This window comes from Escherichia sp. 10290, from assembly GCF_030295155.1.
GTDB lineage: Bacteria > Pseudomonadota > Gammaproteobacteria > Enterobacterales > Enterobacteriaceae > Escherichia > Escherichia coli_F.
In genome coordinates this window covers 2,480,920-2,501,524 of sequence record NZ_AP025741.1, presented here as the reverse complement: position 1 = coordinate 2,501,524, position 20,605 = coordinate 2,480,920, and the positions used below count along the sequence as shown (strand labels likewise).

Here is a 20,605-nt window from a genome sequence, read left to right as displayed (position 1 = left end):
TTTCACACTGTCGGGAATATGCGCTCCAGCCCCTGGAGAGACTCTTCCCAGTCCGCGCGTTCAAAAATGCCTTGTTGCAAATAGCCCTCCAGCTGCGGCCACAGAGCGATGGCTTTATCGAGCATTGGATCGCTGCCTTTGGCATACGCGCCGACGCTAACCAGATCGCGGTTACGCTGAAAACTCGACAACAGCTGTTTGAAGGTGCGCACTCGCGCGTAATGTTGCTCGCTGATCAACGCCGTCATTGCACGGCTGATCGACGCTTCAATATCAATCGCCGGATAGTGTCCGGCTTCCGCCAGACGACGAGAAAGTACAATGTGACCGTCGAGGATCGCCCGTGCGGAGTCGGCAATCGGGTCCTGCTGGTCATCACCTTCGGTGAGCACGGTATAAAACGCCGTAATTGAGCCGCCGCCGCTGATACCGTTACCGGCACGCTCGACCAGCGCCGGTAATTTGGCGAATACCGACGGTGGATAACCTTTGGTGGCAGGCGGTTCGCCAATCGCCAGCGCAATCTCACGCTGGGCCATCGCGTAGCGGGTGAGGGAGTCCATAATCAGCAACACATGCTGACCACGATCGCGAAAATCTTCGGCAATGCGCGTGGCATAGGCGGCACCTTGCATTCGCAGGAGCGGAGACACATCCGCTGGAGCGGCAATCACCACGGAGCGTGCACGCCCTTCGGCACCGAGGATATTCTCAATAAAATCTTTTACTTCGCGCCCACGTTCACCAATCAAACCCACGACAATGACATCGGCGCGGGTGTAACGTGCCATCATCCCCAGCAGCACACTTTTACCGACACCAGAACCAGCAAATAGCCCCATACGCTGCCCGCGCCCAACGGTAAGCAGGGCATTGATTGGGCGCACTCCGGTGTCCAGCACATGCTCAATTGGGGTACGTTGCAACGGGTTAAAAGGCGGGGTGATCAGCGCACCTGTTTCGGTCGTATCGGGGGAGGGAAGGCCATCAAGCGGTTTACCGCTGCCGTCCAGTACGCGACCTAACAACGCCGGACCGAGTGGCAACTGCTTGCCGCTTTGCAGCCCTTCAGCCGAAATGTGTTTGGCATAAACGCGCGCGCCGGGCAGGACACCTTCCACTTCTTCCAGCGGCATTAAAAACAGCCGTTGACCGTTAAAACCAACCACTTCGCTTTCTACTTCATGCGTTTCCGACCCGTTCTGGCGCTCAATCACACAGGTTGCGCCGAGCGGCAATTGTAATCCGGTAGCCTCCAGCACCAGCCCGGTAGCGCGAGTTAATCGCCCGTAGCGACGTACCGCAGGCAACTGCGCCATTTTGGCTTCGAAGTTATCCAGCGTGGTTAGCCAGCGAGTCAGGCGCGTGGTCATTACACCACTCCTGGCGCTGCCAGACGGCAGAGCTCTTGCCAGCGAGTAGCGACGCTGGCATCGAGATCGCCTTCATCGGCGGAGACTTTGCAGCCGCCTGGATGGAGCGTGGGATCGCCCCGCAAGCGCCAGCCATGCAAACTTAAGGTTGCGCCCAGCATATCATCAACACGTTGCAGATCATCCGGGTGCACGCGCAGTTGCGGTTTGCCGCTGAATAACGGTTCTTGCTGCAATAACTGTTGGATCTGTTTGATCAGCGCCGAGTTGTCCACCGTTGGCGTTTGACCGATGACCTGGCGCGCCGCCTCCAGCGCCATCTGCATCAGGCGCGAAGCAATCACACTATCAAGTGCATCAAGGGTAGTTTGAAATTCGCTGACCAGTTGCTGCATCCGGGCATGAATTGGCGCTTGCTGGGATTTTGCCTGTGCCAGCCCTTGTTCCAGCCCCTGGGCCAGACCTTCCTGATAGCCCTGTTTGTGACCTTGCTGGCGACCTTCGGCAATCCCCGCTTGATAACCTTGCTCATGGGCCTGCATTTGCAGTTGTGCCAGTTGCTGCTCAAGGCTGGGTTCAGTCTCTTCAATGATGGTTTCTTCTGGCTCGGCCATTGGCACAAACTCTGCCTGTGGTGGCGCGAGATCGTCTGGCGTCCAGGTTTTCCACGGCAAATTATCAGACATAGGTATCCTCGCCGCTACCAATCACCATCTCGCCAGTTTCGGCAAGGCGGCGCACAATCAGCAGAATCGCTTTCTGTTCGTTTTCCACCTGCGACAGACGCACCGGACCACGGTTGGCGAGATCGTCGCGCAGAATATCGGCGGCACGCTGCGACATATTGCGCAAGAACTTCTCGCGCAGTGGTTGCTCGGCCCCTTTCAGCGCGATCAACAGCGATTCGGAATCCACTTCCTGCAACAGACGCTGGATGCTGCGATCGTCGACATCCACCAGATTTTCGAACAGGAACATCTCGTCGATAATTTTTTGTGCCAGCTCGCCGTCGAATTCACGCACGGCGGTAATAACGGCTTCTTCCTGCTGCGTTTTCATCAAGTTGATAATTTCGGCTGCCGTTCTCACGCCGCCCATTTTGCTGCGCTTGAGATTCTGACCGTCGAGCAAGCCATTCAGTACTTCGGTCAGTTCCGCCAGCGCGGCTGGCTGCACGCCGCCAAAGGTGGCGATACGCAACATCACGTCGTGGCGCAGACGTTCATCGAACAACGCCAGAATATCGGCGGCTTGCGCACGCTTCAGATGCACCAGAATGGTGGCGATAATCTGCGGATGCTCATCGCGAATCAGATCGGCGGCGCTCTGCGGCTCCATAAAGTTGAGCGTTTCAATACCGCTGGCGGTATCGCGGGTTTCGAGAATATCTTCCAGCAGGCTGGCGGCACGTTCTTCACCGAGGGCTTTGACCAGCACCGAACGCAGATAATCGTTGGCGTTGATATTCAGTGCGGCAAACTGTTCAGCTTCTTGCTCAAACTCCGCCAGCACATCGGTTAGCTGCTTGTTGGAGATCTGCGTGACGTTCGCCATTGCTGCACTCAGGGTTTGCACTTCGCGCTGGGAGAGGTGCTTGAACACCTCTGCCGCCCGGTCTTCGCCAATGGTCATCAGCAGGATGACGCTTTTATCGGTGCCTGTCAGGTTACTCATGATCGTTATTTATCCACTGGCGAATGACCAGCGCCACCACGCGCGGATCGTTATCAGACATTTCACGGATACGCTGGCTCATGACCTCTGCCCCCAGACGTTGGTTCGCGCGTCGTTGTTGGAGTTGTTCATCTTTGCTCAGGCGGACTTCCACCGCATCTTCCACTTCCTCGCGGGCCTGCGCCTGTTGCTGCACAGCTTTCATCGCCTCAGCGCGACGAGTTAGCTGTGGACGTACCGCTTTACGCCACAGTAGCCACGCCACCAGCAGTACCAGCAACCAGCGTCCGGCGCTCAGCAACTGATCGATAAATACCTGTTGTTGCCAGAACGGCAGTTCTCCACCGCTTTCGTCGCTGCTATTGAACGGCGAGTTAACGACATTGAGCGAGTCACCGCGTTTTTCAGAAAAGCCCATCGCCTCGCGGGTCAGATCTTCAATTTGCTTCATCTGTTCGTTGCTGAGAGGCAACGGTTTGCCATCTGGCAAGGTTTTGTAATTCACCACTACCGCGACTGACAGACGTTGCACATCGCCCACGTTCATTTTGGTATGACGAATGGTGCGATCGACCTCGTAGTTACTAGTTTCATTACGTTGTGTGCTACGCGGCCCACTATTGCTGGTTGTGCTTGCCTGCTGCTGGCGATTATTTTGATTTGCCGGAGGCGTGCTGATCGGCGCGTTATTTGCGGGTGCTGGTTGATTCGACAACGCACCCGGTACGCCGCCTGGATAACCGGAACCGCTTTGCTCGCTCTCATTAAGCTGGCGTGAGCGGAGCGCCGCCTGAGATTTATCACCGTTAGGGCGATACTGCTCTTCGGTTTGCTCCTTACTGGCGAAGTCCAGTTGCGCCGTAACCTGGGCGTGAATATTGCCGTTGCCGACAATAGGCGACAGGATCGCTTCAATACGCCGCTGAATTCGGCCTTCGACATCACTGGCATATTTCAACTGAGCATCATTAAGATCGCGCCCGCTGGTGTTGGACTGGGTTAACAGATGTCCGCCCTGATCCACCAACGTGACGTTCCCCGGAGGCAGACCAGCCACCGCGCTGGAAACCAGATGCACAATGGCGCTAATTTGCCCTTCATCGAGTGCGCGGCCGGGTAACAGATTTACCGTCACCGATGCAGAAGGGGATTTTTGCTCACGGACAAATAAAGAGGGTTTCGGCAATGCCAAATGGACACGCGCCCCTTTTACCGGGCCGATAGTTTCGATGGTACGAGAAAGCTCGCCTTCCAGCGCCCGCTGATAATTCACCTGTTCGCTGAACTGGCTAATGCCAAACTTTTCCTGATCGAGCAGTTCGAAACCGACCGCGCCGCCTTTGGGCAAACCTTGTTGCGCCAGGCGCAGACGCAGTTCGTGAACTTTTTCTGCCGGAACTTCAATCGCGCCGCTGGCTTCGCTAAAGCGGTAAGGAATATTCATTTGCGTCAGTTGGCTGACGATTGCGCCACCATCCTGATCGGACAGATTGCTGAATAATGTGCGGTAGTCGGGGGCTTTCGCCCACAGGATCAGTGCGACCATGACCGCCACTGCCGCGGAACCGGCAACAATCAATGGAATTTTCGGATTCGCACGCAGGCGATTAAGCCACTCAAGAGATTTTGTCTGGGCTGCAGTCGCATTCATCGCGCACCTCGTGGCTGATTATGGACGGCGTTATTGGCAAAGTGGAACAAGACTCACTCCCGGGTCAGCAAACTCGAAAAATTGACGCTTCCATTATTTGTGCTTTCGTTTTTTTCTATCCGCCAATAAACCCGTTTTTTTGTTGCTATTTAGCGCCTTTGTCTTATTGACTTACTGGTAGGCTTTGCTACCAGAAATTATCCGGGAGATGAAAATGTCAGCGATACAGGGGATTGAAGGGGTTATCAGCCAGTTACAGGCTACGGCGATGAGTGCGCGTGCGCAGGAATCACTACCGCAACCGACCATTAGTTTTGCCGGGCAGCTGCATGCCGCGCTCGATCGCATAAGCGATACACAAACCGCCGCCCGCACGCAGGCAGAAAAATTCACCCTCGGCGAACCCGGCGTGGCGTTAAACGATGTGATGACCGATATGCAAAAAGCCTCAGTTTCAATGCAAATGGGGATTCAGGTGCGTAATAAGCTGGTGGCGGCGTATCAGGAAGTGATGAGCATGCAGGTGTAAGTTGTGTAACCTGTTGTTGATTACATCCGATCTCACCGCGTGGGGCATGGATGGGGTAAACTCACTCGTTTTCTGGTTTGAAATGGATACCTGATCCTGAAAGTTTTCTGCCATCCACGATCTGTAAACGCGATAACATGTTTTGTCTTCGCTTTGCTCATAGGAAGAGTGAACTCTTTTGTTAGCCTGGGGTTCCTTCTGATCATTATTGTTCCTGCCTTTATCTCTTGCCACGCCAGAGCCCCCTGGATACACATACACCAGGATGAAAACGGTGAGTTGTGTTCAAACTGTAGTACAATTCTCTCCAGTATGAACAGGAAAGAATATGCTATGAACCCTTATATTTATCTTGGTGGCGCAATACTTGCAGAGGTCATTGGTACAACCTTAATGAAGTTTTCAGAGGGGTTTACACGGTTATGGCCCTCTGTTGGCACAATTATTTGTTATTGTGCATCATTCTGGTTATTAGCTCAGACGCTGGCTTATATACCTACAGGGATTGCTTATGCTATTTGGTCAGGAGTCGGTATCGTTCTGATTAGTTTGCTTTCCTGGGGATTTTTTAGCCAACGACTGGACCTGCCAGCCATCATAGGCATGATGTTGATTTGTGCCGGTGTGTTAGTCATTAACTTGTTGTCACGAAGTGCACCGCATTAAAAAATAATTATCCTTGAGACAACAGGAATGTAATTTGTGCATATTATGGCTAATGCTGAGGGCAACTTTATAATTATGATTGTATTTGCACGATCATTGCGCCTTTATGCATAATGAGAGCAAGGCACATCAAATAAAATAACGATAGGTCACAACAAAGAGGTTTTTATGAAAAAGCTTATCGTTTCAAGTGTATTGGCATTCATAACATTTTCTGCGCAGGCCGCAGCATTTCAGGTCACTAGTAATGAAATAAAAACAGGAGAGCAACTTACAACGTCTCATGTATTTTCTGGATTTGGGTGTGAGGGGGGGTAATACATCGCCCTCATTAACCTGGTCTGGTGCTCCAGAAGGCACCAAAAGCTTTGCCGTAACTGTGTATGATCCAGATGCGCCTACAGGCAGTGGATGGTGGCACTGGACTGTTGCTAATATTCCAGCAACGGTAACATATTTGCCCGCTGATGCAGGAAGACGTGATGGTACAAAACTTCCGACTGGTGCTGTCCAGGGCCGAAATGATTTTGGCTATGCAGGATTTGGTGGAGCATGTCCTCCCAAAGGAGATAAACCCCATCATTACCAGTTTAAAGTATGGGCTCTAAAAACTGATAAGATTCCTGTGGATTCTAATTCCAGCGGAGCGTTAGTTGGTTATATGCTTAATGCCAATAAAATTGCAACCGCTGAGATAACACCAGTTTATGAGGTAAAGTAGGGTAAGAGTATGCTGGCAAAAGATAGGACTAACCTAAAGATTGAAGAAATACGGATGCATAAACATCATGAGATTCACAGGGTTAAGCCTCTTATGCCAGCTTTATGTCGTATCCGTCAGGGAAAAAAAGTTATCAATTGGGAAACGCATAGTCTAACTGTTGATAATAATCAGATAATTTTATTTCCCTGTGGATATGAATTTTATATTGCGAATTACCCAGAAGCAGGTCTTTATCTTGCAGAAATGCTTTATTATCCCATTGATCTAATTGAAAAGTTCCAAAATCTTTATGCGATAACCGATCAAATTCGTAACACGACAGGTTTCTGCTTACCTCAGAATCCCGAGTTAATATATTGTTGGGAGCAACTAAAAACATCTGTTTCCCGAGGCTTCTCAACGCAAATTCAGGAACACTTAGCAATGGGCGTTCTACTTTCATTAGGAGCACATCATGTTAATTGTTTACTTTTATCAGATAGTAAACAATCATTAATAAGTCGTTGTTATAACCTAATGCTATCCGAACCTGGAACAAAATGGACAGCAAACAAGGTAGCGAGATATCTCTACATTTCTGTTTCCACATTGCATCGCCGTCTGGCAAGCGAGGGAGTAAGTTTTCAAAGTATATTGGACGACGTGAGGTTAAATAATGCGTTGTCTGCTATACAAACGACAGTAAAACCTATCAGCGAGATTGCCAGGGAAAATGGTTACAAGTGTCCTTCTCGTTTTACTGAAAGGTTCCATAATCGTTTTAAGATAACACCAAGAGAGCTAAGAAAAGCGTCCAGAGAGTAAAAGTATTTTATGAAGGAGCAACAGCATCGATTTTTATTTTGGAAAATAAATACGGCATACTCAACCTATTGGAGCCTGAACAATCCGGTGACTTCTGCGCTAATCGGGGACGTTTATAAGCACATATAATTGATACTATCTTCCTCCATCACAATTTCAGAAATGCACGTGTGATTTTTTTGCATCCGGCGTTTGGACTATGTGGAGTTCAAGAGTGGGAAAGTTACAAGAGGTTGAGGGGATAATTAAAGGGATGCTTATGACATTAGATATCCGGATAGGTACGGTTATCGTTGTTATTAAATCTAGTTTATACGTTAAGATGCAGCTACAGCAGAAATTGCCACTGTTAATTTTTTCATCGTGAGCCCTTTTATTTGAACTATTATTTAAAAATGATGTCACTGCACTACAAATACTCATCTAATCAATGAGATTATTTCAAGATGTAAGTTTTAGTTTCTCATTTAAATTGTGAAGTAGATCCCTATTTTTATCTGAACTGTTTCTATTGCGCACAATGCATGACTATTTTGTGAACGAATATAAATTTGGTAGTCAAATTATATTAAAGGTTGTTATTTATGATTGACTCATAATTTATTTATTTAATTTAAATAGCCTAAAAATAACCATGGAGATTATTTGCATGATATTTGTTTAGATTTATTAATGTAATTGAGGTGATTTTATTTAATACGCAATATAGCGCCGCTTGATATTAGTTCTATTTTTTTTGCGTAAGATAGATGAGACAAACTGAGACGCATAATGGTTTGCAAGCAAGGCTCTAATACTTTGATGTTGAGGATGTGATGGGGCATGTACGGGGCATAGTACAATGATGTCCATGCAGGTGTAGATAATCTCCAGGCTTATCCAGTGCGCTGTAAAACCCCGTCCTTCAGGGTGGGGATATAAGGCTCGGTTTTTCACCTAACCAGGTGTTTGCTGTTGTTCAATGTATTGGCGGATGACGGATATTGGCGCACCTCCGCAGCTACTGGCAAAATAGCCGGGACTCCACAAAACGCCTTTGTAGTAATACCTGACTGCAATATCTGGTCGATCTAGTCGCAGTAATCTACTCGATACGCCTTTGAGGCTGTTTACCAGACTGGATATCGCCAGTTTGGGAGGATAGTTAATTAACAAATGGACGTGATCTGGTTCGCCATCCATTTCAACCAGTTCAGCTTCAAAATCAGCACATACATTTGAAAAGTAAGTGCGTAGTTTTTCTGTCGCGTCATGGTCAAAAATCTGACGTCGGTATCTGGTGACAAAGACCCGGTGAACATGCATCAGAAAAACACAGTGCCTTCCACGCCGGATATCGGTTTCTTTTTTCACAGACCAAAGTATCATTTGGCCTGTGAAACGACTACAAGCATTTAAATTCCAGTTAAGACCAGGTGGTCAACAGGAGCGTGAAATGAGGCGCTTCGCAGGCGCATGTCGTTTCGTTTTCAATCGTGCTCTGGCGCTTCAGAATGAGAATCATGAGGCCGGTAATAAATACATCCCTTACGGGAAAATGGCTTCCTGGTTGGTTGAGTGGAAAAACGCCACTGAAACGCAATGGCTTAAAGATTCGCCCTCACAGCCATTGCAACAGTCACTGAAAGACCTTGAGCGGGCTTACAAAAACTTCTTCCAGAAGCGGGCTGCTTTTCCCCGATTCAAAAAGCGTGGACAGAATGATGCATTCCACTACTCGCAGGGCGTTAAGCTCGATCAGGAAAACAGCCGTATTTTTCTGCCGAAACTGGGCTGGATGCGCTACCGGAATAGCCGTCAGGTCACGGGTGTTGTGAAAAATGTCACTGTCAGCCAGCCGGGGCGCAATGTCCGGGCAAAATCAGGTTTAAACCGTTCGATACTGGATCAGGGCTGGTATGAAATGCGCCGTCAGCTTGAGTACAAGCAGCTCTGGCGTGGCGGTCAGGTGCTTGCTGTTCCGCCAGCGTACACAAGCCAGCGTTGCGCGTGCTGTGGTCATACAGCGAAAGAAAATCGCCTGTCACAAAGTAAATTCAGATGCCAGGTATGTGGATATACAGCGAACGCCGATGTAAATGGCGCTCGTAACATTTTAGCGGCGGGGCACGCCGTTCTTGCCTGTGGAGAGATGGTGCAGTCAGGCCGCTCGTTGAAGCAGGAACCCACCGAAATGATTCAGGCGACAGCCTGAACGTAGCAGGGATCCACGTCCTTCAGGGCGTGGAGGATGTGTGCGCCCAGCATGGGCGCGATCTTGGAGGTGAAAGTCCTCCCGCGAGCTGACCACAGCGAGCGAAAGGAAGTGCAACTGCGTGAGGGCGACCGGGCGTGGGGAGGAAGCACGGAATGAACCCGTGAGCCGATGAACAAGAATCGGATATGAGGCGCGATGGAGCAAGGCGAGCAGGCACATCACTGCGAAGCTTTCGTGGTCAAGTCGAAGTCGCGTAGATCCGGCGGTTGTGCGGGGAAGGATCGCGTTCTTACCTGGGGAGATCTCGCCTCATGCCTGAAAGGGCAACGTCGTAAGACGGAGCGAGAAGTCAGCAGAGGCCGTAGTAGTCAGGACTCCGACGAAGGGCCGAACGAGAAGGAAAGCCAGAAGATATGACTCCTGACAGGACATTGCGTCAGAAGCCGGGGAAGCCCGGGCGCATCGTGGGCAGCGAGGGTGAAGCCCGCGCGGTCTCGTCGCGTGACGAAGCACTGTCGGCGAGTCATGACCCGGAAGGCTTGGGGCGAGCGGACCTGCTTCAACAGGTGCTCTCGCGCGAGAACATGGTCGAGGCGTGGAAACGCGTCAAGGCCAACAAGGGAAGTGCAGGTGCTGATGGATTGACCATCGAGCAGACTGTTGAACACCTCAAGACTCGCTGGCCATACATTCGGGAAGCGCTTCTCAACGGGACATATCGGCCTCAGCCTGTGCGTCGCGTGGAGATTCCGAAACCGACTGGTGGCACTCGGGAATTGGGCATTCCGACAGTTACTGATAGGCTCATTCAGCAAGCGTTGCTACAAGTCCTGCAACCGTTGATCGACCCGACATTCTCGGAGTTCAGCTATGGCTTCCGGCCGGGCCGGAGCGCGCACGACGCAGTGCTACAAGCACAGCGGTACGCGCAAGATGGATTCCGGGTGGTAGTTGATGTTGACCTTGAGAAATTCTTTGATCGGGTCAACCACGACATTCTGATGGACCGACTTGCCAGGCGAATCGCCGACAAAGCCGTACTACGGCTGATTCGGCGCTACCTGCAAGCTGGGATCATGGCGGATGGTGTGGTAATGGCGCGTGACGAGGGGACGCCGCAAGGCGGTCCACTGTCTCCGCTGTTGGCCAATGTGTTGTTGGACGAAGTAGATCGGGCGCTGCAACAGCGCGGTCATCGCTTCGCCCGGTACGCCGACGACTGCAACGTGTACGTTCGCAGTCAGAAGGCGGGAGAACGAGTACTGCGTTGGATGCGCAAGATGTATGAGCAGTTGCATCTGCGCGTGAACGAGAAGAAAACCGAAGTGGGTCCGGTATTCGGGCGTAAGTTTCTCGGCTATTGCCTTCGGCGCTGGTCAGGAAACACCGTCAAGATTGCTGTTGCTCCGAAGGCGCTCGACACGTTCAAACGGCGTATCCGGCTCATCACCAGACGCGTTGGAGGCCAGGGCATAACCCAGATTGCCGAACAGATGCGGATATACCTTCGAGGCTGGAAGTCCTACTTCCGGCTGGCACAAACCCCGAAGATATTCAAAGATCTGGATTCGTGGATACGTCACCGACTCCGGGCTATCCAGCTGAAGCACTGGCGCACGGGAACGACTGTCTATAATCGCCTCCGCAGTCTCGGGGCTACCCATGAGCAGGCCGCACTTATGGCAGGAGGCGCGGGGCACTGGTGGAGACACAGCGAAGCTGGGCTGAACCGTATACTTACAGTCGACTACTTTGATGCTTTAGGTTTACCTCGACTCGCATAACCTCAACTTCTCGAACCGCCCGGTGCGGACCCGCATGCCGGGTGGTGTGGCAGGGGCGCCGCCTTGTGCTGCCCCCTATGCCGATCAATAAACAGGTTGAATTAACTCCGCTCCCTGGTTTTTGACATTACCTACCGCGCGCGACACAGGGTGCCAGGTGAACTGGTTTGCTGGCACACAGCCACTGGTAGCGATTTCTGAGGCTTCTTTACCGCTAATCTCTTGCCGCATCCATTCCCGCGCAGTTTCTGGCGACAGTACCAGCGGGCGGCGGTCATGAATATCTACCAGGCCCTGGTCTGCTGCTGCAGTGACAATTAAAAATCCTTCGGCCTCGTCACCGCGCTCAAACGGTGTGCTACCTATCGCGGCCATAAAAACAGGTTGTCCATCAGCGCGATAGATAAAATAAGGCTGTTTTTTGTCGCCTTCTTTTTTCCACTCAAACCAGCCATCGGCAAAACAGATTGCCCGACCATGTTGCCAGAGCGGTTTAAACATACGACTGGTTGCCGCAGTTTCTACGCGGGCGTTAATCAGCGGCGGTTTATCCCACCATCCGGGAGCATATCCCCAGAAAACCGGATCCAGATGAAGGTGTTCATCACGTTCACTGAGCAGAAGAACTTTGGTTCCCGGCGCGACGTTGTATCTGCCAATGGGTTCGGGATCGTAGGGAATATCGCGTTCAATATCTTCCGCGAGAAGCGCAAGGTAATCTTCACGCGTTTGGGATTGGGCAAAGCGTCCACACATAGCAACCTCCTGAGATCACCCTGAAAAGAATAGGAGAGGGGGCGGGTAAAATCTATATGATACAGAGACAACGATGTTCCCGCTGTGGGACACAGCGGGAAGGAGGGATTATTTCTGAATTAAATAACGAATGGTCGGCCCGTCTTGCTGAATATCCAGCACCGTATAGCCGTGATTACGCGCATCCAGTGGAATATTATTGATCGACTGCGGACAGTCGCTCACCACTTCCAGGATCTCACCTTTTTTTAATTGCGGCATCGCCTCAAGGGTTGCAACTGCCGGATAAGGGCAGGGTTCACCCACCATATCAAGGCGGTAATCAGGAACGATATTTTTCATGCGATCTCCTTAGCTGTCTGCGGTGCCGCATGGCGGAAGAAGCGTTTTTCCCAGCCGATAATCAACATCAGCGCAGCAAACAGCAGCAAATATGTCACCAGCAGGCCACCCATCGGGCCAAAGGTTTTCAGGAGGTTGATTTTGTCCCAGTCGGTGGCCAGCGCCGGAGCGAAATCATCCCAGTAATACGCCAGAATCGTTGAGCCGATCACATTGCCCAGACCGACCCACCAGTAGTGCACCTGGCCTTCTACCGCGCGGTACATCCAGCCGGTTTCGCAGCCGCCTGCCAGCACGATGCCAAATCCAAACAGCAAACCACCAATTACCGCGTTTGGTCCTGCCCACATGATTTTGGGTTCAACGCCTAACTGTACGTAACTTAAGATCCCGATGGCACTTACCGCCATACCGATAATGATTGCTTTCGCCATGTGGGTACGTCCGGTGATCCACATATCGCGGAACGCCGAAGTAAAGCAGATTTGCGCACGTTCAATCAGTAAACCAAAGCCGACGCCAAACAGCATTGCCAGCCCCAGTTTTGGTTGGTTCATCGCCGTCAGCAGCGCCCAGCCCAGCATGCCGAAAAAGACCAGCATCCCGAGACGAAAACGACGCCGCGCCTGATCCGGTTTTTGCGTCAGCGGTGAGGCGGCAGAAACTTTCTGCATTTTCACGGGAATACGGAAGATGGGCAGCAGGGTAAAGCGCGCGCCAAACCATGAACCAATGGCAGTGGCGATGGCAAAGAACCAGGCATGCAGCGAGAACTGAGGAATGCCGGTAAAGAACGCCGCCAGGTTACAGCCCATTGCCAGACGCGCGCCAAAACCGGCGATAATGCCGCCAATGATGGCCTGCATAATGCGGATACGGCTGCGCGGCATGCGCAGTTTGACATTGTTGGCCCACAGCGCTGCAGCAAAGCAGCCGCCAAACATACCGAGGATCATCATTCCGTCGATGCGGGTTAATGGCGATCCTTCCAGATGAATAATTTTAAAATAACCCCACTCTTCAGCATGGACGCCAAACAGCTGCAAAAGCTGACCGCCCCAACGGGTAAATTCACCCGTGACTGCCCAAAAGGTGCCAGTGATGCCAAAATAGTAAGTGGAGAGAATACCCGCCGCGATGACCGCGGGGATGGGCGCCCAGAATTTAATCAACCAGGCGTGTTTGAATTGCTGCCATGACATGAATGTAGCCTCTGAACTCAGAAGGTTTGAAACAAGAGTCGCGAATCATACATCAAACAAATTTATTTTCGGGGTAATAATTCACAAAAATAATAGTTAGATCAAATTTCTCTCTGAACCTGGAAAGGCTGGCGACATCAGGGCTTTAATGCCACAATCCTCTTTTCTTCTCATGCAGGACGAATGATGAAAAAACTCGCAATTGCAGGCGCGCTCATGTTGCTGGCGGGCTGTGCCGAAGTCGAAAACTATAACAATGTCGTTAAAACCCCCGCGCCGGACTGGCTGGCGGGCTACTGGCAGACCAAAGGGCCGCAAAGTGCGCTGGTCAGTCCGGAAGCGATAGGCAGCCTGATTGTCACTAAAGAGGGCGATACCCTCGATTGCCGTCAGTGGCAGCGGGTGATTGCTGTGCCGGGTAAGTTGACATTGATGTCTGATGATCTCACTAACGTTACCGTAAAACGTGAGCTGTACGAGGTTGAGCGTGAAGGTAACACCATTGAGTACGATGGAATGACGATGGAGCGTGTGGATCGCCCGACGGCAGAGTGTGCCGCTGCGCTGGATAAAGCGCCGTTACCGACGCCATTGCCGTAATGAAATCTCCCCGGCTTGCCGCCGGGGATGAATTTAAATCACCTCTTCGATAACCCACACGCTGACGCTGCCGCCGTTGCAAAAGAAGGTCGCTTCGCCGTTTTCGTCGGTTACTACACTTTCTTGCCGGTTCCCCAGAAAATCACGCCAGGTTTTATTGCCGTAATTCTCTCCTAAATGAATGGTTTTTTCGCCATCATCTCCGTTCGACATGACCACCACGCAGCCGGGATATTCGTCGGTGCCACTGCGGCTAAAGGCAATGCAGTTCGGATGGTCGAAAAATAACGTCTGTACACCGTGGGCGAAACGCTGACGGGCGAGAATTAATTCATCAAGTTGTTCGATTATTGGCATATCTATCGGATAGGTTTGCCCGTCACCACCGACATCTTCGTAATGTGCACCGTAGAGATCCGGATAGAACACCGAAGGAACGCCATTTTCCCGCAACAAAATTAGGGCGTACGCCAGCGGTTTAAACCACGGTTCGACCGGCGCTTCGAGGGCTTGCAACGGTTGGGTGTCGTGGTTGGCAACGAGGGTTACGGCGTGAAAAGGATCGGCTTCCACAAGCGTCCCAGTGAAAATCTGCGTCATGTCGTAGTCGCGTCCCATGCGCGATGCTTCATGGAATTTCATCTGCAGCGGCGCATCGAACAGCATGGTTTTGCCTTCCACCTGATCAATATACGTTTGCAGCTTATCAACTTCATGCGACCAGTATTCCGCCACAATAAACAGCGGCTTTGGCGCAACTTCCTGTACGTGTTCGATCCACTCTTTATAAAACCACGCCGGAATATGTTTGACCGCATCAAGACGAAAACCGTCGCATTGCGTTTGTTCCATCACCCAGCGCGCCCAGTATTTAATCTCTTCCGTCACGGCATGATTGCGAAAATCGATATTCTCGCCCATCAGGTAATCGAAATTACCGAGTTCATCATCAACCTGATCGTTCCAGCCTTCGCCGGTGTAGTCGTTAACAATTTTAAAAATGCCATCTTCATCAGGATTTTCGATATGGTCGATACCGCTAAAACATTTGAAATCCCAGATAAACTGTGAGTATTGCCCGGCACGGGCGGGGAAGGTGTAACGCGTCCAGCCTTCGCATTCAATGATTTCTTCATCAATTTGCGTACGGTCGTCAGCATTAACGCGCTGCACGCGAATAGCTTCTTTTTCATCCGCGCCCATTTTGTGATTGACTACCACGTCCAGCAGCACCGCAATGTCATTACGTTTCAGGGCGTCAATGGCGGCCAGCAGTTGTGCTTTATCGCCATATTTAGTAGGGATGCTGCCTTTCTGATCAAACTCGCCTAAATCAAATAAATCATAGGAGTCGTAGCCGACCGAATACCCGCCCGATGCGCCTTTATAGGCGGGCGGCAACCAGACCATATTGATACCAATATCATTAAAACCGTCGGCGCGCTCGGCCAGTTCAGGCCAGAGCTTACCGCCTTCCGGGTAATACCAGTGAAAACATTGTAACAGCGTGGGATTACGCATTCTTCGACTCCATTCAAGGGGAACATTAGAAGCGTAGCCGTAATCGGATTATTCGCGAGCCATCGGCTCGTTAAGATTCAAAAGAGGTTATCCTGCGGAGCCAGCACAAAGCCGCCCTGATCGCCATAGGCACTTAACACCGATTTTTGCACTGATGACTGACCGACCAGTTTCGCCAGTTCATCCATCCGAATCTGCAATAACTGCTTTACCCTGCTTTCGTTGTCGAGAATCAGGCGCAGCATCGGGCGGAGTTGCTCCTGCATCGTGGTGGACGGATCAATCTCTTCAGTCAGATGTGCAATCTCCTGCACCGCATTCACATACGCCATTTCGCTGGCGATGAGTTCGTCCCATTGTTCTTCCGTTGCCAGGCGTAACATGAGCTGGCTTTTTTCGACGAGTTGTTGCCAGGCGAAATACAAATGCGGTGCATGGTTCATCAGACTGGGTCCTGAATCAAAGAAGGGGAGAGTAAAGACTCTTTCCAGGCATCGGCAATATTGCGCATTAATGCTTCCACTTCTTCGACTGCGGAGACATCGTTGCGTAAATTGGCTTGCAGCAAGCGCCTGACCATATAGCTATAAAGAGCAATCAAGTTTTGGGTTAGTTCGTCTTTGCTCTCTTCATCAAGACTCACCTGCAGCCCGTTCTCAATGATGTTGATCGCTTTTGACAAAGAGACGCCTTTGCCTTGCTGATTGTTGTCCTGCATAAACAGGCGCGCTCTAACCAGTGCGCTCAGCACTCCATCAAATAGCATGGTGACCAGCTGCTGCTGGCTGGCGCTCATTACGGCGCTTTCGACGCCAATTTGTGCATAGGCCTGGGTGCCTTTTGCCGCGTACATAGTTTCTCCTGAAGATTATTTCGAGTTGCTATTTGAGGTGTCGAACTGCTGTGTCAGATAGCTACTGGTGGAGTTAAGCGAGTTCATTAACACATCTAATTGGGTGAACTGGGCTTTATAGCGCGTCATTAAGGTATCGATACGCTCACTGGCTGCGTTGTACTGGTCGGTCAAATTATTCAGCGTTTTGCTGACGCCATCTTTTGCGGCCTGGATTATCCCGGTGGAAGAGAGCCAACTGGTTAGGTTGCTACTAATGCCGGTGGTTACCCCTGTACTTTTACCGTCACCTATAAACATTTCACCGATGCCAGTGGCATCTTTTTTTAGCGCCGTTTGCAGTTTGTCGGTCGCGATTTCCAGCTTGCCGGTACTGGCATCGCTGGTAATGCCAATCTGTGCCAGCGTTTTATAGTTTGAACTGCTGTGAGTATTGGCGAGCAAGGTTTTAAGCTGAGTCTGGATGGTACGCAGTGTGGAGTCACCGAGTAATGCGCCATTGCTGGAGTCCTGACTCTCTGCTCCGGCATCGACAGCGGTGTATTTGGTTAAGCTGCTGAACGTATCCTGCAATGAGTTATAGGCATCCACCCACGCTTTAACCGCATTTTCAGCTTTGGATGTGTCTTTACTGATGGTCAGTGTCTGATTACCGGTGGTGACGTCATTCAGGTTGAGGGTGATATCTTCCAGCGCGTCGCTGATAGTGTTACTACTGTTTTCAATCTCAACGTTATTGACTGTCAGTTTGGCGTTTTGCGCAGTGACGCTTTCAATCATGCCATTGCTGCTATCACCCGACGTTCCGTTGTAACCCATAAAACTTTCCAGGGCGCTGTCGCCGCTGACGCTAAGATTCATAGCGTTATCGCTGCCCGTATCGTTAGCGGTGATGGACAGACGATATTCGCCGTTTCCCACATTGATGATACTGGCGCTGACACCAGCTTTGGCGTTGTTAATGGCATCGCGAATGCCGGAAAGTGACGAGTTACCCGCGCTGATATCAATCGTGACCGGATCTTTACCGCCGCCTTGTTGGATGGTCAGTACGCTATCGCTGGTGGCGATGGCGGCTTTACTGTCTTTTTGACTATTTTTTGTTGTCAGCGTCTGTGCCTGCGCCAGTTGGCTAACGCTAATGGTGTATTTCCCGGCAATCGCGCTGCCCGTGGTGGTGGCGCTGAAAGCCGATGAACTGCTGGTGGTTGAGGTGGCGGTAAATAAATCGGCTTTATTCAGTGCTGTGTTGGCTGTCTGGAAACTCTCTAGTGCACTTTTCAGCGTCCCGTAGGCGCTCAGTTTCGCGGTGTAAGAGCTTTGCTGTTTTGATATCGGCGTCAGGGTAGATTTTTCTGCCGCCTCCAGACTGTCAAGGATGCTGCTTAAGTCCAGCCCCGACCCAACCCCAAGCGTTGAAATACTAGCCATATAAATTCCTTAATCATGCGACGTATAGAACGAATACCGGGGTTATCGGCGTAAGCGGGGCAAAGTTTACGATTTATTTTTTGGCTTAATGACACGAACAGCAACGAGGAAGGGGAGTATTTCGACCGCTAGAAAAAAATTCTAAAGGTTGTGAGTGACCAGACGATAACAGGGTTGACGGCGACGAAGCCGAAGGGTGGAAGCCCAATACTTAAACCGTAGACTTGAAAACAGGAAAATGAATCATGGCACAAGTCATTAATACCAACAGCCTCTCGCTGATCACTCAGAACAACATCAACAAAAACCAGTCTGCGCTGTCGACTTCTATCGAGCGCCTCTCTTCTGGTCTGCGCATTAACAGCGCTAAAGATGACGCTGCGGGCCAGGCGATTGCTAACCGCTTCACTTCTAACATCAAAGGTCTGACTCAGGCCGCACGTAACGCCAACGACGGTATCTCTCTGGCGCAGACCACTGAAGGCGCACTGTCTGAAATCAACAACAACTTGCAGCGTGTTCGTGAACTGACCGTTCAGGCCACTACCGGTACTAACTCTGATTCTGACCTATCTTCAATCCAGGACGAAATCAAATCCCGTCTCGATGAAATTGACCGCGTATCCGGTCAGACTCAGTTCAACGGCGTTAATGTTCTTTCCAAAGATGGTTCAATGAAAATTCAGGTTGGTGCGAATGATGGTCAAACTATCTCCATCGATCTGAAGAAAATTGATTCTTCAACTTTGGGGCTGAATGGCTTCTCAGTTTCTAAAAACTCTCTTAATGTCAGCAATGCTATCACATCTATCCCGCAAGACGCTGGCGATAAACCTGTTGATGTTAACTTTGGTACTACTACTGAGTCTGCAGCAATTGCAGCTAAATTGGGTGTATCCGATACGTCAAGCCTGTCGCTGCACAACATTCTTGATAAAGATGGTAAGGCAACAGCTGATTATGTTGTTCAGTCAGGTAAAGACTTCTATGCTGCTTCTGTTGATGCCGCTTCAGGTAAAGTAACCTTAAACACCATTAATGTTACTTATGATGATTATGCGAACGGTGTTGACGATGCCAAGCAAACAGGTCAGCTGATCAAAGTTTCAGCAGATAAAGACGGCGCAGCTCAAGGTTTCGTCACACTTCAAGGCAAAAACTATTCTGCTGGTGATGCGGCAGTCATTCTTAAGAATGGAGCAACAAGTCTTGAGTTAACTGATCTGAATTTAAGTGATGTTACTGATACTAATGGTAAGGTAACCACAACTGCGACTGAGCAATTTGAAGGTGCTTCAACTGAGGATCCGCTGGCGCTTCTGGATAAAGCTATTGCATCAGTCGACAAATTCCGGTCTTCTCTAGGTGCCGTGCAGAACCGTCTCGATTCCGCTATCACCAACCTGAACAACACCACCACCAACCTGTCTGAAGCGCAGTCCCGTATTCAGGACGCCGACTATGCGACCGAAGTGTCCAACATGTCGAAAGCGCAGATTATTCAGCAGGCAGGCAACTCCGTGCTGTCTAAAGCGAACCAGGTACCGCAGCAAGTTCTGTCACTGTTACAAGGCTAATGGCCTTAACCTGCCTGACCCCGCCACCGGCGGGGTTTTTTCTGTCCGCAATTTACTGGTAACCCCCAAATAACCCCTCATTTCACCCACTAATCGTCCGATTAAAAACCCTGCAGAAACGGATAATCATGCCGATAACTCATATAACGCAGGGCTGTTTATCGTGAATTCACTCTATACCGCTGAAGGTGTAATGGATAAACACTCGCTGTGGCAGCGTTATGTCCCGCTGGTGCGTCACGAAGCATTGCGCCTGCAGGTTCGACTGCCCGCGAGCGTGGAACTTGACGATCTGCTACAGGCGGGCGGCATTGGGTTACTTAATGCCGTCGAACGCTATGACGCCCTACAAGGAACGGCATTTACAACTTACGCAGTGCAGCGTATCCGTGGCGCTATGCTGGATGAACTTCGCAGCCGTGACTGGGTGCCGCGCAGCGTGCGACGCAACGCGCGTGAAGTGGCACAGGCAATAGGGCAACTGGAGCAGGAACTTGGCCGCAACGCCACGGAAACTGAGGTAGCGGAACGTTTAGGGATCGATATTGCCGACTATCGCCAAATGTTGCTCGACACCAATAACAGCCAGCTCTTCTCCTACGATGAGTGGCGCGAAGAGCACGGCGATAGTATCGAACTGGTTACTGATGATCATCAGCGAGAAAACCCGCTACAACAACTGCTGGACAGTAATCTGCGCCAGCGGGTGATGGAAGCTATCGAAACGTTGCCGGAGCGCGAAAAACTGGTATTAACCCTCTATTACCAGGAAGAGCTGAATCTCAAAGAGATTGGTGCGGTGCTGGAGGTCGGGGAATCGCGGGTCAGTCAGTTACATAGTCAGGCCATTAAACGGTTACGCACTAAACTGGGTAAGTTATAACGTCAGTAAATGCCGCACTTTAATTTTGACTACCGGGA

The 20,605-nt window shown here is 50.8% G+C and carries 21 protein-coding genes and 1 pseudogene; 10 read left to right on the top strand and 12 right to left on the bottom strand.

From position 1 onward, the window contains the following. Positions 1–2: 2 nt before the first annotated feature. From fliI to fliF, 4 genes are read right to left on the bottom strand one after another with little or no spacing between them, the layout of a single operon-like run. Positions 3–1,373, bottom strand: coding sequence for a flagellar protein export ATPase FliI (fliI, locus tag QUE74_RS12700; protein WP_000213273.1), 1,371 nt, complete (start codon positions 1,371–1,373; stop codon positions 3–5). Then, complete coding sequence (gene fliH, locus QUE74_RS12695) at positions 1,373–2,059, bottom strand: flagellar assembly protein FliH (protein ID WP_001282687.1); 687 nt, start codon at positions 2,057–2,059, stop codon at positions 1,373–1,375. Before fliH ends, fliI begins: the two co-directional genes overlap by 1 nt. Next, a complete protein-coding gene (gene fliG, locus QUE74_RS12690) occupies positions 2,052–3,047 on the bottom strand; it encodes a flagellar motor switch protein FliG (protein ID WP_000067950.1) in 996 nt (331 codons plus the stop codon). Before fliG ends, fliH begins: the two co-directional genes overlap by 8 nt. Beyond that, a complete protein-coding gene (gene fliF, locus QUE74_RS12685) occupies positions 3,040–4,698 on the bottom strand; it encodes a flagellar basal-body MS-ring/collar protein FliF (RefSeq protein WP_000994448.1) in 1,659 nt (552 codons plus the stop codon). The genes fliG and fliF overlap by 8 nt, the downstream gene beginning before the upstream one ends. A 214-nt stretch (positions 4,699–4,912) precedes the next feature. On the opposite strand from fliF, the gene fliE reads away from it, so the two are divergent. From fliE to QUE74_RS12665, 4 genes and pseudogenes are all read left to right on the top strand, one after another. Further along, positions 4,913–5,227, top strand: a complete 315-nt coding sequence (fliE, locus tag QUE74_RS12680; protein ID WP_001274299.1) for a flagellar hook-basal body complex protein FliE — start codon at positions 4,913–4,915, stop codon at positions 5,225–5,227. 333 nt (positions 5,228–5,560) lie between these two features. Continuing rightward, entirely contained in the window at positions 5,561–5,893 is a 333-nt protein-coding gene (emrE, locus tag QUE74_RS12675) for a multidrug efflux SMR transporter EmrE (RefSeq protein ID WP_001070447.1), read from the top strand. A 168-nt stretch (positions 5,894–6,061) separates the two neighbouring features. Continuing rightward, positions 6,062–6,614, top strand: a pseudogene (ybcL, locus tag QUE74_RS12670) (Raf kinase inhibitor-like protein YbcL). Between the two features lie 9 nt (positions 6,615–6,623). Beyond that, positions 6,624–7,421 carry a helix-turn-helix transcriptional regulator gene (locus QUE74_RS12665; RefSeq protein ID WP_000879837.1) on the top strand — a complete coding sequence of 266 codons (798 nt, stop codon included), beginning with the start codon at positions 6,624–6,626 and terminating at the stop codon, positions 7,419–7,421. A gap of 936 nt (positions 7,422–8,357) precedes the next feature. Here QUE74_RS12665 and tnpA read toward each other — a convergent pair. Continuing rightward, the gene (tnpA, locus tag QUE74_RS12660) at positions 8,358–8,789 is read right to left on the bottom strand and encodes an IS200/IS605 family transposase (protein ID WP_000604954.1); all 432 of its coding nucleotides are present in this window, start codon (positions 8,787–8,789) and stop codon (positions 8,358–8,360) included. Between the two features lie 7 nt (positions 8,790–8,796). On the opposite strand from tnpA, the gene QUE74_RS12655 reads away from it, so the two are divergent. The 3 genes from QUE74_RS12655 (at position 8,797) to ltrA (ending at position 11,402) form a co-directional block, all read left to right on the top strand. Beyond that, positions 8,797–9,615 carry an RNA-guided endonuclease InsQ/TnpB family protein gene (locus QUE74_RS12655; RefSeq protein ID WP_071533174.1) on the top strand — a complete coding sequence of 273 codons (819 nt, stop codon included), beginning with the start codon at positions 8,797–8,799 and terminating at the stop codon, positions 9,613–9,615. 237 nt (positions 9,616–9,852) lie between these two features. Continuing rightward, positions 9,853–10,035: a hypothetical protein gene (locus tag QUE74_RS12650; protein ID WP_198430934.1), complete on the top strand. Its 183-nt coding sequence runs from the start codon at positions 9,853–9,855 to the stop codon at positions 10,033–10,035. Beyond that, positions 10,032–11,402 (top strand): group II intron reverse transcriptase/maturase, encoded by a 1,371-nt coding sequence (ltrA, locus tag QUE74_RS12645; RefSeq protein WP_000186915.1) that lies wholly within the window; start codon positions 10,032–10,034, stop codon positions 11,400–11,402. Before QUE74_RS12650 ends, ltrA begins: the two co-directional genes overlap by 4 nt. 84 nt (positions 11,403–11,486) lie before the next feature. Here ltrA and QUE74_RS12640 read toward each other — a convergent pair whose 3' ends face one another. From QUE74_RS12640 to yedE, 3 genes are all read right to left on the bottom strand, one after another. Next, a complete protein-coding gene (locus QUE74_RS12640) occupies positions 11,487–12,158 on the bottom strand; it encodes an SOS response-associated peptidase (RefSeq protein WP_000334613.1) in 672 nt (223 codons plus the stop codon). Positions 12,159–12,266: 108 nt separating this feature from the next. Continuing rightward, positions 12,267–12,500 (bottom strand): sulfurtransferase-like selenium metabolism protein YedF, encoded by a 234-nt coding sequence (gene yedF / locus QUE74_RS12635; protein ID WP_000790504.1) that lies wholly within the window; start codon positions 12,498–12,500, stop codon positions 12,267–12,269. Beyond that, positions 12,497–13,702, bottom strand: a complete 1,206-nt coding sequence (yedE, locus tag QUE74_RS12630) for a selenium metabolism membrane protein YedE/FdhT (RefSeq protein WP_000118905.1) — start codon at positions 13,700–13,702, stop codon at positions 12,497–12,499. The genes yedF and yedE overlap by 4 nt, the downstream gene beginning before the upstream one ends. Positions 13,703–13,888: 186 nt before the next feature. Between yedE and yedD the strand changes: the two genes are divergently transcribed. Next, positions 13,889–14,302: a lipoprotein YedD gene (yedD, locus tag QUE74_RS12625; protein ID WP_001354738.1), complete on the top strand. Its 414-nt coding sequence runs from the start codon at positions 13,889–13,891 to the stop codon at positions 14,300–14,302. A gap of 33 nt (positions 14,303–14,335) precedes the next feature. On the opposite strand, the gene amyA is transcribed toward yedD, so the two are convergent. The 4 genes from amyA to fliD all read right to left on the bottom strand — a co-directional run bounded on the left by amyA (position 14,336) and on the right by fliD (position 18,107). Further along, positions 14,336–15,823, bottom strand: coding sequence for an alpha-amylase (gene amyA, locus QUE74_RS12620; protein ID WP_001245699.1), 1,488 nt, complete (start codon positions 15,821–15,823; stop codon positions 14,336–14,338). Between the two features lie 77 nt (positions 15,824–15,900). Beyond that, the gene (gene fliT, locus QUE74_RS12615) at positions 15,901–16,266 is read right to left on the bottom strand and encodes a flagella biosynthesis regulatory protein FliT (protein WP_001015026.1); all 366 of its coding nucleotides are present in this window, start codon (positions 16,264–16,266) and stop codon (positions 15,901–15,903) included. Further along, the gene (fliS, locus tag QUE74_RS12610) at positions 16,266–16,676 is read right to left on the bottom strand and encodes a flagellar export chaperone FliS (protein ID WP_000270659.1); all 411 of its coding nucleotides are present in this window, start codon (positions 16,674–16,676) and stop codon (positions 16,266–16,268) included. Before fliS ends, fliT begins: the two co-directional genes overlap by 1 nt. A gap of 15 nt (positions 16,677–16,691) precedes the next feature. Next, a complete protein-coding gene (gene fliD, locus QUE74_RS12605; protein WP_000146829.1) occupies positions 16,692–18,107 on the bottom strand; it encodes a flagellar filament capping protein FliD in 1,416 nt (471 codons plus the stop codon). A gap of 245 nt (positions 18,108–18,352) precedes the next feature. Here fliD and QUE74_RS12600 point away from each other — a divergent pair, with 245 nt between their 5' ends. Together QUE74_RS12600 and fliA are read left to right on the top strand one after the other, a co-directional pair. Next, positions 18,353–19,684 (top strand): FliC/FljB family flagellin, encoded by a 1,332-nt coding sequence (locus tag QUE74_RS12600; protein WP_000079779.1) that lies wholly within the window; start codon positions 18,353–18,355, stop codon positions 19,682–19,684. Positions 19,685–19,847: 163 nt separating this feature from the next. Further along, positions 19,848–20,567, top strand: a complete 720-nt coding sequence (fliA, locus tag QUE74_RS12595) for an RNA polymerase sigma factor FliA (protein WP_001087467.1) — start codon at positions 19,848–19,850, stop codon at positions 20,565–20,567. Positions 20,568–20,605 lie beyond the last annotated feature (38 nt).

Bases quoted from the DNA above. Each gene is read 5' to 3' on its own strand.
- fliI (WP_000213273.1), bottom strand. From the start codon at position 1,373: ATGACCACGCGCCTGACTCGCTGGCTAACCACGCTGGATAACTTCGAA.
- fliH (WP_001282687.1), bottom strand. From the start codon at position 2,059: ATGTCTGATAATTTGCCGTGGAAAACCTGGACGCCAGACGATCTCGCG.
- fliG (WP_000067950.1), bottom strand. From the start codon at position 3,047: ATGAGTAACCTGACAGGCACCGATAAAAGCGTCATCCTGCTGATGACC.
- fliF (WP_000994448.1), bottom strand. From the start codon at position 4,698: ATGAATGCGACTGCAGCCCAGACAAAATCTCTTGAGTGGCTTAATCGC.
- fliE (WP_001274299.1), top strand. From the start codon at position 4,913: ATGTCAGCGATACAGGGGATTGAAGGGGTTATCAGCCAGTTACAGGCT.
- emrE (WP_001070447.1), top strand. From the start codon at position 5,561: ATGAACCCTTATATTTATCTTGGTGGCGCAATACTTGCAGAGGTCATT.
- QUE74_RS12665 (WP_000879837.1), top strand. From the start codon at position 6,624: ATGCTGGCAAAAGATAGGACTAACCTAAAGATTGAAGAAATACGGATG.
- tnpA (WP_000604954.1), bottom strand. From the start codon at position 8,789: ATGATACTTTGGTCTGTGAAAAAAGAAACCGATATCCGGCGTGGAAGG.
- ltrA (WP_000186915.1), top strand. From the start codon at position 10,032: ATGACTCCTGACAGGACATTGCGTCAGAAGCCGGGGAAGCCCGGGCGC.
- QUE74_RS12640 (WP_000334613.1), bottom strand. From the start codon at position 12,158: ATGTGTGGACGCTTTGCCCAATCCCAAACGCGTGAAGATTACCTTGCG.
- yedF (WP_000790504.1), bottom strand. From the start codon at position 12,500: ATGAAAAATATCGTTCCTGATTACCGCCTTGATATGGTGGGTGAACCC.
- yedE (WP_000118905.1), bottom strand. From the start codon at position 13,702: ATGTCATGGCAGCAATTCAAACACGCCTGGTTGATTAAATTCTGGGCG.
- yedD (WP_001354738.1), top strand. From the start codon at position 13,889: ATGAAAAAACTCGCAATTGCAGGCGCGCTCATGTTGCTGGCGGGCTGT.
- amyA (WP_001245699.1), bottom strand. From the start codon at position 15,823: ATGCGTAATCCCACGCTGTTACAATGTTTTCACTGGTATTACCCGGAA.
- fliT (WP_001015026.1), bottom strand. From the start codon at position 16,266: ATGAACCATGCACCGCATTTGTATTTCGCCTGGCAACAACTCGTCGAA.
- fliS (WP_000270659.1), bottom strand. From the start codon at position 16,676: ATGTACGCGGCAAAAGGCACCCAGGCCTATGCACAAATTGGCGTCGAA.
- fliD (WP_000146829.1), bottom strand. From the start codon at position 18,107: ATGGCTAGTATTTCAACGCTTGGGGTTGGGTCGGGGCTGGACTTAAGC.
- QUE74_RS12600 (WP_000079779.1), top strand. From the start codon at position 18,353: ATGGCACAAGTCATTAATACCAACAGCCTCTCGCTGATCACTCAGAAC.